14 protein-coding genes are annotated in these 13835 nt (G+C 64.4%); 9 read left to right on the forward strand and 5 right to left on the reverse strand.

Features of this window, described 5'->3' with window-relative positions; translation table 11 throughout:
• Complete coding sequence (lepA, locus tag IPQ13_06470; GenBank protein ID MBL0210545.1) at positions 1–1839, reverse strand: elongation factor 4; 1839 nt, start codon at positions 1837–1839, stop codon at positions 1–3.
• 74 nt (positions 1840–1913) lie between these two features.
• On the opposite strand from lepA, the gene IPQ13_06475 reads away from it, so the two are divergent.
• The 6 genes from IPQ13_06475 (at position 1914) to IPQ13_06500 (ending at position 7431) form a co-directional block, all read left to right on the forward strand.
• A complete protein-coding gene (locus tag IPQ13_06475) occupies positions 1914–3434 on the forward strand; it encodes a hypothetical protein (protein MBL0210546.1) in 1521 nt (506 codons plus the stop codon).
• Complete coding sequence (locus IPQ13_06480; GenBank protein MBL0210547.1) at positions 3431–3904, forward strand: nuclear transport factor 2 family protein; 474 nt, start codon at positions 3431–3433, stop codon at positions 3902–3904. Before IPQ13_06475 ends, IPQ13_06480 begins: the two co-directional genes overlap by 4 nt.
• Before the next feature lie 106 nt (positions 3905–4010).
• Positions 4011–5432, forward strand: a complete 1422-nt coding sequence (locus IPQ13_06485; GenBank protein ID MBL0210548.1) for a M20/M25/M40 family metallo-hydrolase — start codon at positions 4011–4013, stop codon at positions 5430–5432.
• 174 nt (positions 5433–5606) lie between these two features.
• The gene (locus IPQ13_06490; GenBank protein ID MBL0210549.1) at positions 5607–5930 is read left to right on the forward strand and encodes a hypothetical protein; all 324 of its coding nucleotides are present in this window, start codon (positions 5607–5609) and stop codon (positions 5928–5930) included.
• A gap of 95 nt (positions 5931–6025) precedes the next feature.
• Entirely contained in the window at positions 6026–6616 is a 591-nt protein-coding gene (locus IPQ13_06495; protein MBL0210550.1) for a hypothetical protein, read from the forward strand.
• Positions 6592–7431 carry a HAMP domain-containing histidine kinase gene (locus IPQ13_06500; GenBank protein ID MBL0210551.1) on the forward strand — a complete coding sequence of 280 codons (840 nt, stop codon included), beginning with the start codon at positions 6592–6594 and terminating at the stop codon, positions 7429–7431. The genes IPQ13_06495 and IPQ13_06500 overlap by 25 nt, the downstream gene beginning before the upstream one ends.
• Positions 7432–7446: 15 nt before the next feature.
• Here the strand turns inward: IPQ13_06500 and IPQ13_06505 are convergent, their stop codons facing one another.
• From IPQ13_06505 to IPQ13_06520, 4 genes are all read right to left on the reverse strand, one after another.
• Complete coding sequence (locus tag IPQ13_06505) at positions 7447–8016, reverse strand: DinB family protein (protein ID MBL0210552.1); 570 nt, start codon at positions 8014–8016, stop codon at positions 7447–7449.
• A 24-nt stretch (positions 8017–8040) separates the two neighbouring features.
• Complete coding sequence (locus IPQ13_06510) at positions 8041–9018, reverse strand: hypothetical protein (GenBank protein MBL0210553.1); 978 nt, start codon at positions 9016–9018, stop codon at positions 8041–8043.
• A 195-nt stretch (positions 9019–9213) separates the two neighbouring features.
• Positions 9214–10881 carry a hypothetical protein gene (locus tag IPQ13_06515; GenBank protein MBL0210554.1) on the reverse strand — a complete coding sequence of 556 codons (1668 nt, stop codon included), beginning with the start codon at positions 10879–10881 and terminating at the stop codon, positions 9214–9216.
• A complete protein-coding gene (locus tag IPQ13_06520) occupies positions 10878–11351 on the reverse strand; it encodes a hypothetical protein (protein MBL0210555.1) in 474 nt (157 codons plus the stop codon). Before IPQ13_06520 ends, IPQ13_06515 begins: the two co-directional genes overlap by 4 nt.
• A 62-nt stretch (positions 11352–11413) precedes the next feature.
• Between IPQ13_06520 and IPQ13_06525 the strand changes: the two genes are divergently transcribed.
• Genes IPQ13_06525 through IPQ13_06535 form a run of 3 tightly spaced genes read left to right on the forward strand, consistent with a single transcriptional unit; the run spans position 11414 to position 13760 of the window.
• Positions 11414–12379 (forward strand): Gfo/Idh/MocA family oxidoreductase, encoded by a 966-nt coding sequence (locus IPQ13_06525; protein ID MBL0210556.1) that lies wholly within the window; start codon positions 11414–11416, stop codon positions 12377–12379.
• Positions 12379–12819 carry a GNAT family N-acetyltransferase gene (locus IPQ13_06530; GenBank protein ID MBL0210557.1) on the forward strand — a complete coding sequence of 147 codons (441 nt, stop codon included), beginning with the start codon at positions 12379–12381 and terminating at the stop codon, positions 12817–12819. Before IPQ13_06525 ends, IPQ13_06530 begins: the two co-directional genes overlap by 1 nt.
• Positions 12816–13760 (forward strand): beta-lactamase family protein, encoded by a 945-nt coding sequence (locus IPQ13_06535; protein MBL0210558.1) that lies wholly within the window; start codon positions 12816–12818, stop codon positions 13758–13760. The genes IPQ13_06530 and IPQ13_06535 overlap by 4 nt, the downstream gene beginning before the upstream one ends.
• The last annotated feature ends 75 nt before the right edge of the window (positions 13761–13835 follow it).

Below are 13835 nucleotides of genomic sequence, written 5' to 3' on the forward strand. Positions count from 1 at the left end.
CTAGTTATCAACTTTCAGAATGGCCAGGAAGGCTTCCTGCGGGATCTCCACATTGCCGATGGACTTCATGCGTTTCTTGCCTTCCTTCTGTTTCTGCAGCAGCTTTTTCTTTCGGGACACGTCGCCACCGTAGCACTTGGCGGTCACGTCTTTTCGGCGGGCCTTCACATTGGTGCGGGCGATGAACTTGGCGCCGATGGCCGCCTGGATGGCCACATCGAACATCTGCTGGGGGATCACTTCCTTCATCTTCTGGCAAAGCGCGAGGCCCAGGGCATTGCTCTTGGCGCGGTGCACCAGGATGGAGAGCGCGTCCACGGGCTCGCCATTCACCAGCAGATCCATCTTCACCAGATCCGATTCCGTGTAGTGCTTCATATGGTAATCGAAGCTGGCATAGCCCTTGGAGAGGGATTTCAGCTTGTCGTAGAAGTCCAGCACCACTTCGTTCAGGGGCAGCTCATAGACGAGCATCACCCGGTCGCTGCTGACATATTCCAATCTTTGTTGCAGGCCGCGGCGCTCTTCGCAAAGCTTGAGCAGGCCGCCCACGAAATCCGCCCGGGTGAGGATCGTGGCCTCGATGATGGGCTCTTCGATGCGGGCGATCTTCTGGAGCGGGGGCAGCTTCGATGGGTTGTCCACGATGACCTCGTCGCCGTCGGTCAGGTACACGTGATAGCGCACGCTGGGCGCGGTGGTGATGAGGTCCAGGTTGAATTCGCGCTCCAGCCGCTCCTGCACGATCTCCATGTGCAACAGCCCAAGGAAGCCGCAGCGGAAACCGAAGCCCAGCGCCGTGGACGTTTCGGGCTCGTAGGTGAAGCTGCTGTCGTTGAGGCGCAGCTTGTCCATGGCGGTGCGCAAATTTTCGAAATCATCGCTGCTGGTGGGGAAGATTCCCGCGAACACCACCGGCTGGATCTCCTTGAAGCCCTTGAGCATTTCCGTGGCCGGGGTGGTGCTGTTGGTCAAGGCGTGGGTGATGGTGTCGCCGACCTTCACATCGGTCAGCTGCTTGATCGAGGCCACCAGGTAGCCCACTTCGCCCACGGACATGGTTGGCTGCTTGCTCATCTTGGGATCGAAGATCCCGATCTCGTCCACGCGGTATTCGGAGCCGTTGGACATGAAGCGGATCTGGTCCCCGGCCTTCAGCGTGCCGTTGAAGATGCGGATGAGGCTCACGATGCCGCGGTAGGGATCGTAGTAGCAGTCGAAGATGAGCGCCTGGAGCGGGCCCAGCTTGTCGCCCTGGGGCGCCGGGATGCACTTGACGATCTGCTCGAGCACCGCCTCGCAGTTCTCACCGGTTTTTGCGCTGACGTTCACGGCGTGCGCCGTGTCCACCAGCCCGATGACCGTGTCGATCTGCTCCAGCACCCGCGCGGGGTCGGCGCTGGGGAGGTCCGTCTTGTTGAGCACGGGAAATACTTCCAGGCCGTTTTCCAGCGCGAGATAGGCATTGGCCAAGGTCTGGGCCTCCACGCCTTGGGTCGCGTCCACCACCAGGATGGCGCCTTCGCAGGCGGCGAGGCTGCGGCTCACCTCGTAGGTGAAATCCACGTGGCCAGGCGTGTCGATGAGGTTCAAGGTGTAGGTCTTGCCGTCCTGGGCGGGATACATGCAGGTCACGGCGTGGGCCTTGATGGTGATGCCGCGTTCCCGCTCCAGGTCCATGTCGTCCAGCATCTGGGCCTGCATGTCCCGGTGGGCCACGGTCTTGGTGAGTTCCAGCAGACGGTCGGCCAACGTGGATTTGCCGTGGTCGATGTGCGCCACGATGGAAAAATTGCGGATCAGTTGGGGATCAGTCACGAAGTGCTCCGAACCCGCCATTGTAACGCTGACGGGCCTTCCCCTGAAGCGGGAATCCGGTGGGACTTCGGCCGCCGGCTCTGAGACAATGCCCCATGCACCGATTCCCGCTGATCCTGGCCACCCTCGCATCGCTCGCTCTGCGCGCCCAGGGACCGGTCTCCGGGCAGGTGACCGATGGCCAGCGCGCGGTCGCTGGCGTCCGCGTCTTCGTGGACGAGGGCATCCGCACCGACCAGGACCGCAACGCCTTGATGCCTGCGCTGCGCGGCTATTCCTGGGACATCACGGGAAGCGACGGCCGGTTCTCCTTGCTCGGATCGGCGGAGGACACCCATCCGGTGCTGATTTTCGAAAAGGAGGGCTGGGCCAGGGACATGGTGCACATGCGGAATGGCGAAGCGGCCACCATCGTGCTCCGGCCTGCGAATCAATACCGGGTTGAAAAGGTCCTCGTGGTGCGCCTGGATTTCGCAGACGAAGCGGTGACCATGCCTGACGACGACTTGCGGAGGCTCCTTTTCAACCGCAAACCCGGCCAGGCCAGCGCGGCCAATTTCCTCTATGAAGTATCCAAGGGCAACCTCGCCCTGGAAGAGGGCGCCATCCTGCATTTCACGGACCCGCAGCACACCAAGCCGCGCAATGACGATCAAAGAGCCGGCATGGTGCGGTTCGTCCTGGAGAAATTGAAAGGCCAGGACCTCCACGATTTCGATCGCGTGGACAACCGCACGGGCGCTATGAAGCCCGATGGGAAACCGGACCACCTCTGGATCTTCGCGCCTGGCGAACCGAAATCCATCACCAACAACGACGCCCATCTCCGGCCCGTGACCTTCATGATGCCTCTGCCCTGGAACCCATCGTCCACCTGGCCCGTGGTGTTCATGACTGAACAGGCCCCGCTGGGGAACATCGTCCACGAATCCTTCCACGCCATGGGCGAGCACGCCGTGGACGACTTGTACCTCGGCTGCGAGGACCCCAATACCGCGGGCATCTGGGATCTGATGGACGCCGGACAGTACCGGGGCTGGGACGCGGCCCACGGCGACACCGGCCCTTGGCAGCAGGACACGGGCTACAGCCCTTCCCACCCCGGCCCCTGGGTGATCGGCGAATTGTGGTACCGCGGGCGCTTCGGATCCCTGGTGAAGAAGGAACGGATCAAGGGCCGCGCCTGGGACGGGTGGCTCGCGCCCCTGGAACGGGCGCCGGGAATCGACTCGCAGCGGCTGGTGGTGCCAGATCCCAGGAAAGCGGGCGCCTTCTGGGAATTTTCGGTGCGCCGGCCCTGGGGCTTCAACCGCGGCCGCGTGGGGAACCGCTGGGGGCCTGGGTTCGAAGGCCTCATCGTGGAACACATCGATCCGAGCCTATTGAGCCGGGAAGGCGAGCCGAAGGGGCCCGTGCGCATCATGGACGCTCATCCACGCAGCCCGGAACCGCCCCAGCCGAGGTTCCCCTGCGGCCGGTGGGAGCTGGACGACGCCGCCTACAACCTGGGGCCAGGCGAAACCGCCAAGGGCAGCGATGGGCCCGTGAGTTGGGAAGTGATCTCCGTGGATTCCTTTGGAAGCATGCGGATCCAGGTGAATTTGAGGATCCAATGAAGGAGGTGGCCATGCTGCTCTTCATGCCTGCCCTGGCGATGAACGCGCCCGCGGCGCAGACGCCCGGAGACGTACTCGACCTATGGCATCTCGCGGCGGCGCAGGCCGACGCGGAGCTGTACTTCAGCCTGATGGCTCCGGGCGCGGTGTTCCTGGGGACCGACGCCACCGAACGCTGGACCAAGGACGAATTCCGCGTCTGGGCGGAACCCTATTTCAAGAAAGGCAAGGCCTGGGCCTTCAAGTCCGTGAAACGCCATATGGGCTTTTCCAGGGATGGAAGCACCGCCTGGTTCGACGAGGACCTGGACACGCCGAACCTGGGCCCTGCGCGGGGATCCGGCGTGCTCGTGAAGCAGGGCGGCGCCTGGCGCATCGCCCAGTACAACCTCAGCGTCCCCATTCCAAACCCGCTGATGAAGCAGGTGAAGAAAGAGATCGAGGAGCATCTGAAGGCGGTCGGGAAATGATCCGGATGCCATTCGCGGCCGCTGCTTTTTGACGATCCGTCACGCTCTCCAGGGATTTTCTTCCGCCAAAGCCTCTACCCAGTAACATGAGGGCCAGGAGATCCCCATGCGCGCGATGGTCAAGGCGGTCCTTGTTTTCACTTTGATCCACCTGGTCCCCTTCGTGGCGCAGGCGCAGGCGCCAACCGAGCGCCACCGCCCCGCCGCCGCGCGGATCCTGGGCGCTTCGCTTCAGTCGTCCACGGCCTACGACCAGCTCGGGGAACTCTGCGACCAGGTGGGGAACCGCATCAGCGGTTCCGAGCGGTTGGACAAGGCCATCGACTGGGCCGTGAAGACCATGAAAGCCGATGGACTGCAGAACGTGCACACCGAAAAAATCCTGGTGCCTTATTGGAGACGAGGCGCGGAAAAAGCCTGGACCATCACGCCCCAGCGGCATGAACTGTCCATCCTGGGCCTGGGCATGAGCGTAGCGACGCCCAAGGGCGGCATCACGGCGGAGGTGGCGGTGGTGGGCAGCTTCGCTGAACTGGACAAGCTCGGCGAGGCCGGGGCCAGAGGCAAGATCGTGCTCTACGACGTGCCCTTCACCGGCTACGGCCAGACCGTCGCGTACCGGGTGTTCGGCGCCTCCCGCGCGGCCAAATACGGCGCGGTGGCGGCCCTGGTGCGTTCGGTGGGCAGCCTCAGCTTCGACACGCCGCATACCGGAACCCTGGCCTACGACGAGAAGCTGCCGAAGATCCCCTCCGCGGCGGTGTCCATCGAGAATTCCGCGATGATGGGGCGCATGGCCCGGCGCGGCGAGACCATCCAGCTGCATCTGGAGCTGGAGAACGAACTCATCCCCAACCAGCCGTCGGCCAACGTGGTGGGAGAGATCGTCGGTTCCGAAAAACCCCTGGAGGTGGTGCTCCTGGGCGGCCATCTCGATAGCTGGGATGTGGGGCAGGGGGCCCAGGACGATGGCGTGGGCTGCATGATCTCGCTGGGGGCCGCGAAGGCGATCCTGGACGCAGGCCTGAAACCCAAACGCACCGTCCGCGTGGTCTTCTTCACCAACGAGGAGAACGGCGACTTTGGCGGCAAGGGCTACCGTGACGCGCACCAAGCCGAGCTTGTGAATTTCGTCGCGGCCCTGGAGAGCGACAGCGGCAACGGGCCCGTGAAGGGCTTCAGCCTGGACTTCCAGGGGGAGGGCCGCAACAAGGCCGCCGCCGCCACGCCCGAAGCGAAGGCGCGCGCCGACAAGGGCCTTGCGTTGCTGAAATCCGTCGCACCGCTGCTGGAGCCCCTCGACGCCACCCGGATGGAGATGGGCGGCAGCGGCACCGACATCGGCCCGACCGTGAACGCGGGCGTTCCCGGCGTCGGCGTCAACCATGACACGACCCATTACTGGGAAATCCACCACACCAAGGCCGACACTTTCGACAAGATCATCAAACTCGACATGCAGAAGAACATCGCCGCCGTGGGAATCATGGCCTATGTGCTGGCAGAGATGGAGGAGACGCTGCGGTAGGGTTTCGCCGGGTGGGGCCGCCTGGCGCCGCTGGAAATCCGGAGTCCGCCACACTACGGGCCGTGTCGGCCCTGTCTTTTCCTTGACTGAAGCAGGCGGAGGGCGTATCCAGAAACAGGAACCCACCCGTCCGATCCCCTTGGGATGAACCGCATCCCTTTCCAGGAGTAGTCCGTGCGAAAAAAGGCCTTCGATCCGACCCGCGATCATCGCATCACCCGGGAGGAGGCCGCCGGCCTCGTCAAGGCCTACCAGGACAAGGCCGATAAGGGAGCGCATCACGCTTCGGCCTTCAACCGAAGCGCCTTTGAACAGCTTCTGGCCCAGCCCGGAGCCGCCGGCATCCGCATCTACCACGCCCAGCACAAGGACGGATCGCCCACCATGGTGATGGTGGCGGTCGATGGAAAGGGCGAGGATCTCGCTGGCCCCGGCAATGTGTTCACCCAATTCGGGACCGACTGCCCCCCGTTCTGCGCCTCGAAGTCCTGGACCTAGCTGCCCAGCTCCGGATGAGCCAGTTCACGGTCATTCTTTGGATTGGTTGGGGGATTCAACTGATCAGTCCCCTCTTTCCTGTTTCGGCCGCTCTCGTGAACCGGAGGACTTCCCGGTTCATCAACCTGCCGTGGATGGATCGCCTCGCGGTAGCCGTGGGTTTCGATCTCGTGGTGAATTGGGCCCTGCTCGGGATGGCCTTCCGCCACGTCCATAACGCCTGGCTCACCGACTTCGCGATGGTGCCCCAGGTGTTGCTTTCTCTGTGGGTGCTTTCAGGCCTGGGGCCACGACCCATTCCGCCCAGGATCCTGGCGACGGCCGTGGTCGCCTTCCTGGGCAGCGCCACGCTGGAGGCTTCCTTGATCGGATTCGGCCGGAAATGGCCGGTGACCCTGATCCTGGCGAGCCTCATCCTGCTCGGATTCTGCCTCTGGCGGCTGAAGGACCTGATTGCCCAGCCGGAGGGAGAGACGGTCTACAGGCAGCCCGCATTCTGGCTGCTGGGCGGCTGGGTGCTGGGGCAAGGGATGCATCTCACCTTCATCCCCCTGGCCGATCTGTTCCTGAAGAGCCTTCCCAAGGCTTGGATCCTCGTACCCTGGATCATCACCTATTTTCTTGGCCTGTCCCTGAACCTCGTCCTTTCTAAGGCCTTCCTGTGCCGGAAATCCGCCTGGTCCTGAGCTTCATCCTTGGAACCGTCTTCCTGTTGGCGGTGGGGGGGCTGGCGCTGTTCGCCATGGCTCAGGCCAAGAACCGCATCATCCGCGAGCAGCGCCGCTCCCTGGAGGCGGAACAGCGGTTCCGGAAGACCCAGGAAGCCTTCATGGACAACGCCCACCACGAGTTGAGGACACCCCTGCAGGTGCTGACGGGGCACCTCCAGATGCTTGAGGTCCTCGGCCCGACACCTGAGCAGACCCTCATCCTGGACAAAGCGAGGGGCGCCGCCGATCGCTTGGGGCGCCAGGTCGAGGGCCTTCTTGATCTTTCAAGCCTGGCCCAGGGCACCCTCGTCCTCCGCCCAGGCTTGGAGGATCTCGGCGCGCATCTTCAACCCATCGCCGATGACTTCAGGGCCCAGGCCCTGGCCAAGGGGCTCACCCCCGCCGTTGCGCTGGACCCGCTACCCCGTCCGGTGCGCTGCGATGCCCCGAGGCTCTGCAAGGCTCTGGAAGCCTTGCTGGACAACGCTCTGGGATTCACCGAGCGGGGCAACGTCGCCTTCCGCCTGAGGGCCACCCCCGAGCCTGGAGCATGGCATCTCCGCTTCGAGATCGAGGATGAGGGCCCGGGCCTGCCGCCGGACTGGGAGCGCCTGATGCACCCTTTCGAGCAGGAGGAGCGCAGCCTCCGCCGTCGCCGGGGCGGCCTTGGCATCGGCCTGCCCCTGGCGGTGGGCATCGTGGAGTTGATGGGCGGGCGATTGGGGTTGATTCCAAAGGCGACTGGAACGCAGGCCTGGGTGGAGATCACCCTGAGCGAGTCCGCGGTTTGATTTCGAACCAGAGCGCTACTTCTTGCGGCTCGCCGGCGGAATGATGCCGTTCATGCGGAGGTAGACGGCCATCTGGCCGTAGTGGTCCATGCCGTGGAAACCAAGGAGGGCGGCCATTCCCAGGGGCGTCATGGTGCCTTCGCCGAAGGGGCTCTTCATGGCCTTGGTGCCGTTCTGGGGCGTGATGCCCTTGATGGCCTTGCGGGCGTAGTCGAAGGAAGCCTTCAGGAAGACCGCGATATCAGCCTTGGTTTTGAGGTTGTCGGGGCCCATTTCGGCATTCCCGAGCTCGACCGGGGGCTTCTCCCCGAGGACGGCGGCGCCCACGAGGTAGTTTACGGCCGCCACGTGCTTGACCTGCTGGGCGAAGGTCTTGACGCCCTTGAACTCGCCTTGGGTAGGGGCCCAGTCGTATTTGTCTTCGGGCATGGCATCGGCTGCGGCGAGGAACTGGCCGGGCACCCATTGAAAGGTGCCATCGATGGCAGCGCCGATGGTGGGCTCGGCCGCGGGCGCCGGCACGGGTTTCGCGGCCGGAGTCTGCGCCGCAAGCGACAGGCCGAGCAGGAGAGCAACTGGATTCATCCGCATCAGATCCTCCGTGAGGGCTTAGTTATTGGGTGTGCTTAAGGACCGGACTTCGAGCGCCGGGAGGCAGGGGGAGGGCGGGTTGTTGGTGGTATTTGCGTCTGAAAGCCTGAAGTAGGGATCGAACTGGGTGGTCTGGACGGTCGGAGCCAGGGTGGCCGTGGCCGAGTTCTGGATGGTGTTCCAGTAGAGGTTCAGCGATGGGAAGACCCCGAACGGCGTGGCGAGCTTGGTGGCCATCCGGGTCTGGGTCACCCTTGATGTTCCCGTGTAGGTGTTTCCGGCATTGGGCCCCGCCAGCACGTTCCATTGGAAATCCCCGGTGACCGAACTGAAGCAGATCAGGGAATTGCCCGAATCGTCCAGGAAGCTGGTGTCGTAAGCGGGAATGATGTTGTAGAAAATGGTGCCGTTCCAGATGCGCGGCGAGAAGGTGTTGGCGAAAGGATAGGCTTTGCCGAAGCCGTGGTAGATGGTCAGATCCGAATTGGAATAGTCGGTGGTCCCGTTGGTGTACCGGATGACACCGAATCCGATGGGGCTGGTGCTTGTGATGTAGAAGGCATAGACCTGCCCCGCATCAAGGGTCAATCCGCCTACGGGGAGCGGCGTGGGCACGTTGTCGCCCAGGCTGGTGACGACGGAGCTTCCGAGGAGGGTCCAGGCTCCGGCGTTCGTTTCGAAACCCACGGAAGTCCCGGCCTTGTAGTAGACCTCCATCGTCGTGGATGGGTAGCTGGTTGAAAGGTTGATGGCGAAACTGGTGATGGTGATTTTATTGATGGTCTGGACATCGAACATGTTGCCGTTCTGGGAATTGTTGCCTGCAAACAGCGTGGTCAGGCTGCCGGTGGGAACCACGGGCGGGGTCATCAGGGCTGTCAGGGCTTGGGGTACTGGACCCGCCGGAGTGCCGGAATCCTGGGCAATCTGCCCGACCAGGCTCGTCGAAAACGAGAGCAACAGGGCGGCAAAGAGTGGGCGGAAGGTCCTTGGCATCGAGATCTCCTGTGAGGAAGGGGTGTGGGTAGATTATTCCCTACTGAGAATTCGCCGCAATAGTATTTTCCTTTGCCAAATCAAATTTTGGGCCATCTTCCAGGAGTTGGGAGGGTTCCTGGTAGTGCCTGTGATGCACGCGACCCTCGGAGCCGCCAGGGCCGGTCGCGTGGCGGCCTGATCCTGCCTAGCTCGTCACTCGGCCTTTTTGGCGGACGGTCCCGGATCCGCACCCACGATGTCATGGGCCCCACCCACCGCCAGGATCGGGAAGCGCAACGGCTCGCCCCAGGCGCCGTCGCTGCGCAGCAGACTTTCGTGGAAGAATCCCCAGGTCACCAGGCCATCGGGGCTGCGGGGATCCAGCAGGTAGAAGGCGACGCGGCCCAGGGGCTGGTCGAGGGGCACGTAGAGCGCCTGGTCCAGGTCCACCCGGGTCCAGCGCGGAGCCTTTGGGAGCGGGGATTCTTCGGGGGTCCAGGCTCCCTTGAGGGTGAGGCCGATGCTGCCCTGGAAGAATTGGGCAGCGACCGTGCGACTGGTTTCATGAAAGAAATTCAAGGGCGACCTCGGCCTGGCCGACCCCGGCAACACCTTGATGCCGTGGGCCTCCAGCACCGGCCGCACCTTGAAGGCGTAGGCCGCGTCGACCAGGTAGCCCTCCGGCACCGCGATGGATTCCCGGGGCGCCCAAGTCACGAAACTTGGCAAGTCGAGGGTCGCGCGGGAAGCTTCGCCGATGACGCGCCCATCGGCATCTTTCAGGGGCTGCACCACGTCGAAGGAATGGCGCTCTGTAAGGGCGAAATCCGCGGCAAGGGGCAGGCTGGGCGTTCCGGCCTGCCAACTGTCCATCCAATGCCGGCGCGCTTCTCCGAGGACGCGCCGCACCTCGCCGCGGTGGGCGGCGATCCAGTCCAGGCAGGCCAGCACGAAGGTCCGGGTGTCCGCGATGCGGTCCGCGTAGCTCCGGTAGACGTAGGCTTCGGACAGGATCGCCAGGCGGTTTTGAAGCCCTGGATAGTTGCTCAGGTAGCGGGGCCGGAAATCGAAAGTCTCCCAGCCCGCCGGGACCTCGCCCGGCTTCAGGGACTCGGGGCGGAAGTTGCCGTAGTCATAGGCCGGAAGGCCTCGGCTTTTCAGGCCGTCGCGCACCTCGTTCAGCAGGCGGCGGTTGAAGGTCAGCAGGTCCGGATCCGCTCCCAGGGCCAGGCTCGGCGCGTAGGTCAGGTGGAAGCCGTGGTAGCTCCCGTTGGTGGTGTGCAGGTCGAAGACCACGGCCGGGTCGAAGTCCTTGAGCATCGCAAGGAACCAGCGGGTGTTCGCAGCCTGGGCCTTCATCAAGTCGCGGTTCAGATCCAGGCCACGCGAATTCTCGCGCCGGCCGACGCCGCTTTCAGGGTTCGGCTGGTACCTGCGGATGGCCGGATCCAGGGCATCCGTGCCGTCGGCGTTGTAGGCGGGGCAGACCACCAGATCCAGGTGCCGCCGCGCCGCCGGATGCAGTCCTTGCAGGAACTCCCGCACGATGAGCTGCACCGCCTCCTTGCCTTCGACCTCGCCCGCATGGATGTTGGCGTTGAGGTAGACGCGCAGGGCGTCCTTGGATGCGGCAGGCAGACGCCAGGCCAGCAGCGGTTTTCCAGCCTCGGTGGCCATGGGCGCATGCCGTGGCCGGTAGGGCACCAGCGCCGGCGCGCGGCGGCTTAGGGCTGCCATGAATCCGCGCACCTCCGCCACGGTGCTGGTGCGGGCGTGTCGGGTGGATTCAGGGACGGTGCGCGGCCAATCGCCCGCCGATGGCATCGCGCAGGCCAGCACCGCCCATACCAGGGGCGCGGGCGGATGGTTCCGGAGGATCAACGGCCCGCGGGAACGGTGCTGTCAGGCGCGGACTGGGCCATGGGGACCGGCATGGGTTTCGATTTTTGGCCGAAGATGCCCTGGTTGTACATCACGAAGCTCGCCAGCATGAAGAGCAGCAGGGCAAGCATCGCCGCGCCGCGCTTGCCTGCAGCCAGTCCCTTCGGCGCCATTTCCGAGCAGGCCAGGAGAATCAGCACCAGGGTCAGTTTGACGTGCATGAAGTGTTCCAGGAGAAGGTTGCTCCCGGCCTTCAAATAAATCAGGAAAGCGCCGATGCCCGCCACCAGCGCCAGTCGGAAGCCCCAGCCCACCGTGCGCTTCCATACCGTGGCCGCCAGGCCGCGGAGGTCCTCGCGTTCATCTTCGTAGCCCGAAAGCAGCAAGGCCACGACCGCGCCGCCCCCGGCCACGGACAACAGGATGAAGTGGAACCATTTGACGAGCGAGAGGGAATCGAATGCAGGCATGTGGACCTCGAAGTTCCCAATAGCTTAGCTGATGCTCGCCTACACTGTTGGGGGAGGATTCCATGTCCAGATTTCGCGTCGCCGTGGTGGGTGTGGGGCACCTGGGCCAGCACCACGCCAGGATCGCATCCAGCTCGGAGACCGTGGACCTGGTGGCGGTGGTGGACCCTTCCGCCGAACGGGGAAAGGAGATCGCGGAAAAATTCCATACGCGCTGGGCGCCGCAGGTGTCGGATGTGCTCGCCGAGGTCGATGCGGTGCAGATCGCAGCCCCCACGGGGCTCCACCACGCGATCGGCGTGGAAGTCCTGAAGGCGGGCAAGCATCTGCTCATGGAAAAGCCCCTGGCGGCGAATCTCCTGGAGGGTGAGGCCTTGCTGGCGGTCCTGGCGGTCGCGCGCAAGACCAACCCGGACTTGGTGGCCTGCGTGGGCCACCTGGAGCGGTTCAATCCGGCTGTGGTGGCCCTTCGCGCGGCGAACTTCAAACCCAAGTTCATCGAAGCCATCCGCGTCTCGCCTTTTCCCATGCGCTCGCTGGAAGTGGATGTCGTGATGGATGTGATGATCCATGACCTGGATCTGCTGATGGCGCTGGTGCAGCGGCCCGTGGTGGATGTGGAGGCCGTGGGCGTGCCGGTGCTCACGAAATTCCCGGACCTGGTGAACGCGAGGCTCAAATTCGAAGGCGGCGCCTTCGCCACGGTCACCGCCAGCCGCGTGGCGCGCAAGAAGGAGCGGACGCTGCGGGCCTTCGGAAACCAGGAATACGCCAGCCTGGATTTCGCCGCCCAGAAGCTGGAGATCCTGCGTCTGAAGATGGGCGAAAACGGCCCGGAAGTCATCCCTGAGACCGTGGACATCGAGGAAGGTGAACCGCTCAAGCTCGAAATCGAAGCCTTCTACCAGGCCTGCCAAGGCCGAGGCCAGGACTACGTCTCGTGGGCCGACGGCCTGGAGGCCATGCGGGTGGCGGACCAGGTGCAGAAAGCGGTCGAGTCGAGCCTCGCGGCGATGCTGGAGGATTGATGGGCTTCATCCACCGCAGCGATATCGTCCCGGAACCCAAGGCCATCGCGGAACTCTACGACGCGGCCAAACTGCGTCGGCCCACTGCGGATCTGGATCGCCTGAAGCGCATGTTCCAGGGCTCCAACGTGGTGCTCACTACTTGGGAGGAGTTCGAGGATCGGGGCGGCCAGCGGCTCGTGGCGCTGCTGCGGGGCTGGACCGACTACGCTTACGATGGCTATGTCTGCGACCTGGCGGTGCATCCGGACTTCCAGAACCGCGGCCTGGGCAAGGATCTTCTGGAACGCGCCCAGAGCCTCGGAAGGCCTGATGTGCAGTGGGTCCTGCAGGCATCGGTGATCGCTGAGCGTTACTACGCGCATGTTGGCTGGCAGAAGATCGAAAACGGCTGGAAATGGCCGCGCGAGAACTATCCGCATCCTGCGGATCCGGCGTGACCTTCCACGACCTCGCCTCGCTCGCCAAGCCGCTGGCGACCGCTACGCTGGCCCATGCCTACCTGGATCTCGATGTGGACCGCCGCTGGGAGCTGGGCTTCCACGATCGTGAGCATCCGCTGACGGTCCGGCAACTGCTTTCCCATTCGGCGGGCCTGCCGCCCTGGCTCCCTTACACCGGCGAACCCCTGGCGGCGCAGCTCCGGCGGACGCCGCTGCCCGGGAACCACCCACTGCTGAAGACGTCCGAAATGGGTGTGTCCACGTATTCAGATCTGGGTTATCGCCTGATCGCCGAGCTGCTGGAGCTGGAGCTCCGGCTGCCCTGGAAACAGCTCGGAGCCGCGGCCTCCGGCCTCAGCCCGGCGCCCTGGACCGGAACGCCCATGCCCATCCCGGCGGGCCAGGATTCAACCGCCTGGGCCATCGCGGCGCCGGAACTCGACTACCCCGGCCCCGATCCCCATCTGCCCCACGATGCCAATGCCCGGGCCGGCATGATCGGCCACGCGGGGTTCGGCGCCTCCGGAAAACAGCTCGAATCCGCGCTGGAGAAATGGATGGCGGCCCGCTGGCCGGACCGCATGGCCATCGAAACCGCCCGGAGCGAGGACGGCGAGATCTGGGGCCTGGGTTTGCAACGCGCCACCGCGCCGTACGCGGATCTGCTGGCCCGGATTCCGCCCGGTGCGGGGGGCGTCAAGGTCCTGGAATCCGCATCCACGGACTGGCCGGCGATGGATCCGGCGGCGGCGCAGATGTCCGAGCCATCGGCCTTCTGGCAACATCTGGGCTATACCGGCGCGGCGATTTTCGTCCGGATCGAAGACCGCTGCTGCGTGGCCCTGCTCTGCAACCGCGCGGGCCCCGGCGGGGAACTGCTCAGCCTGGCGCAGCTCCGCGGCCGGCGCAGGCGGATGTTGCAGGACTTCCTCAGCTAAGTCGCCGTCACAAAATAAACCTTCCGCTTCGATTTGATGAGCGACATAAGACGCGGTGTCCGGGCTGGGGGGGGG

Source organism: Holophagaceae bacterium, assembly GCA_016720465.1.
Lineage (GTDB): Bacteria > Acidobacteriota > Holophagae > Holophagales > Holophagaceae > JANXPB01.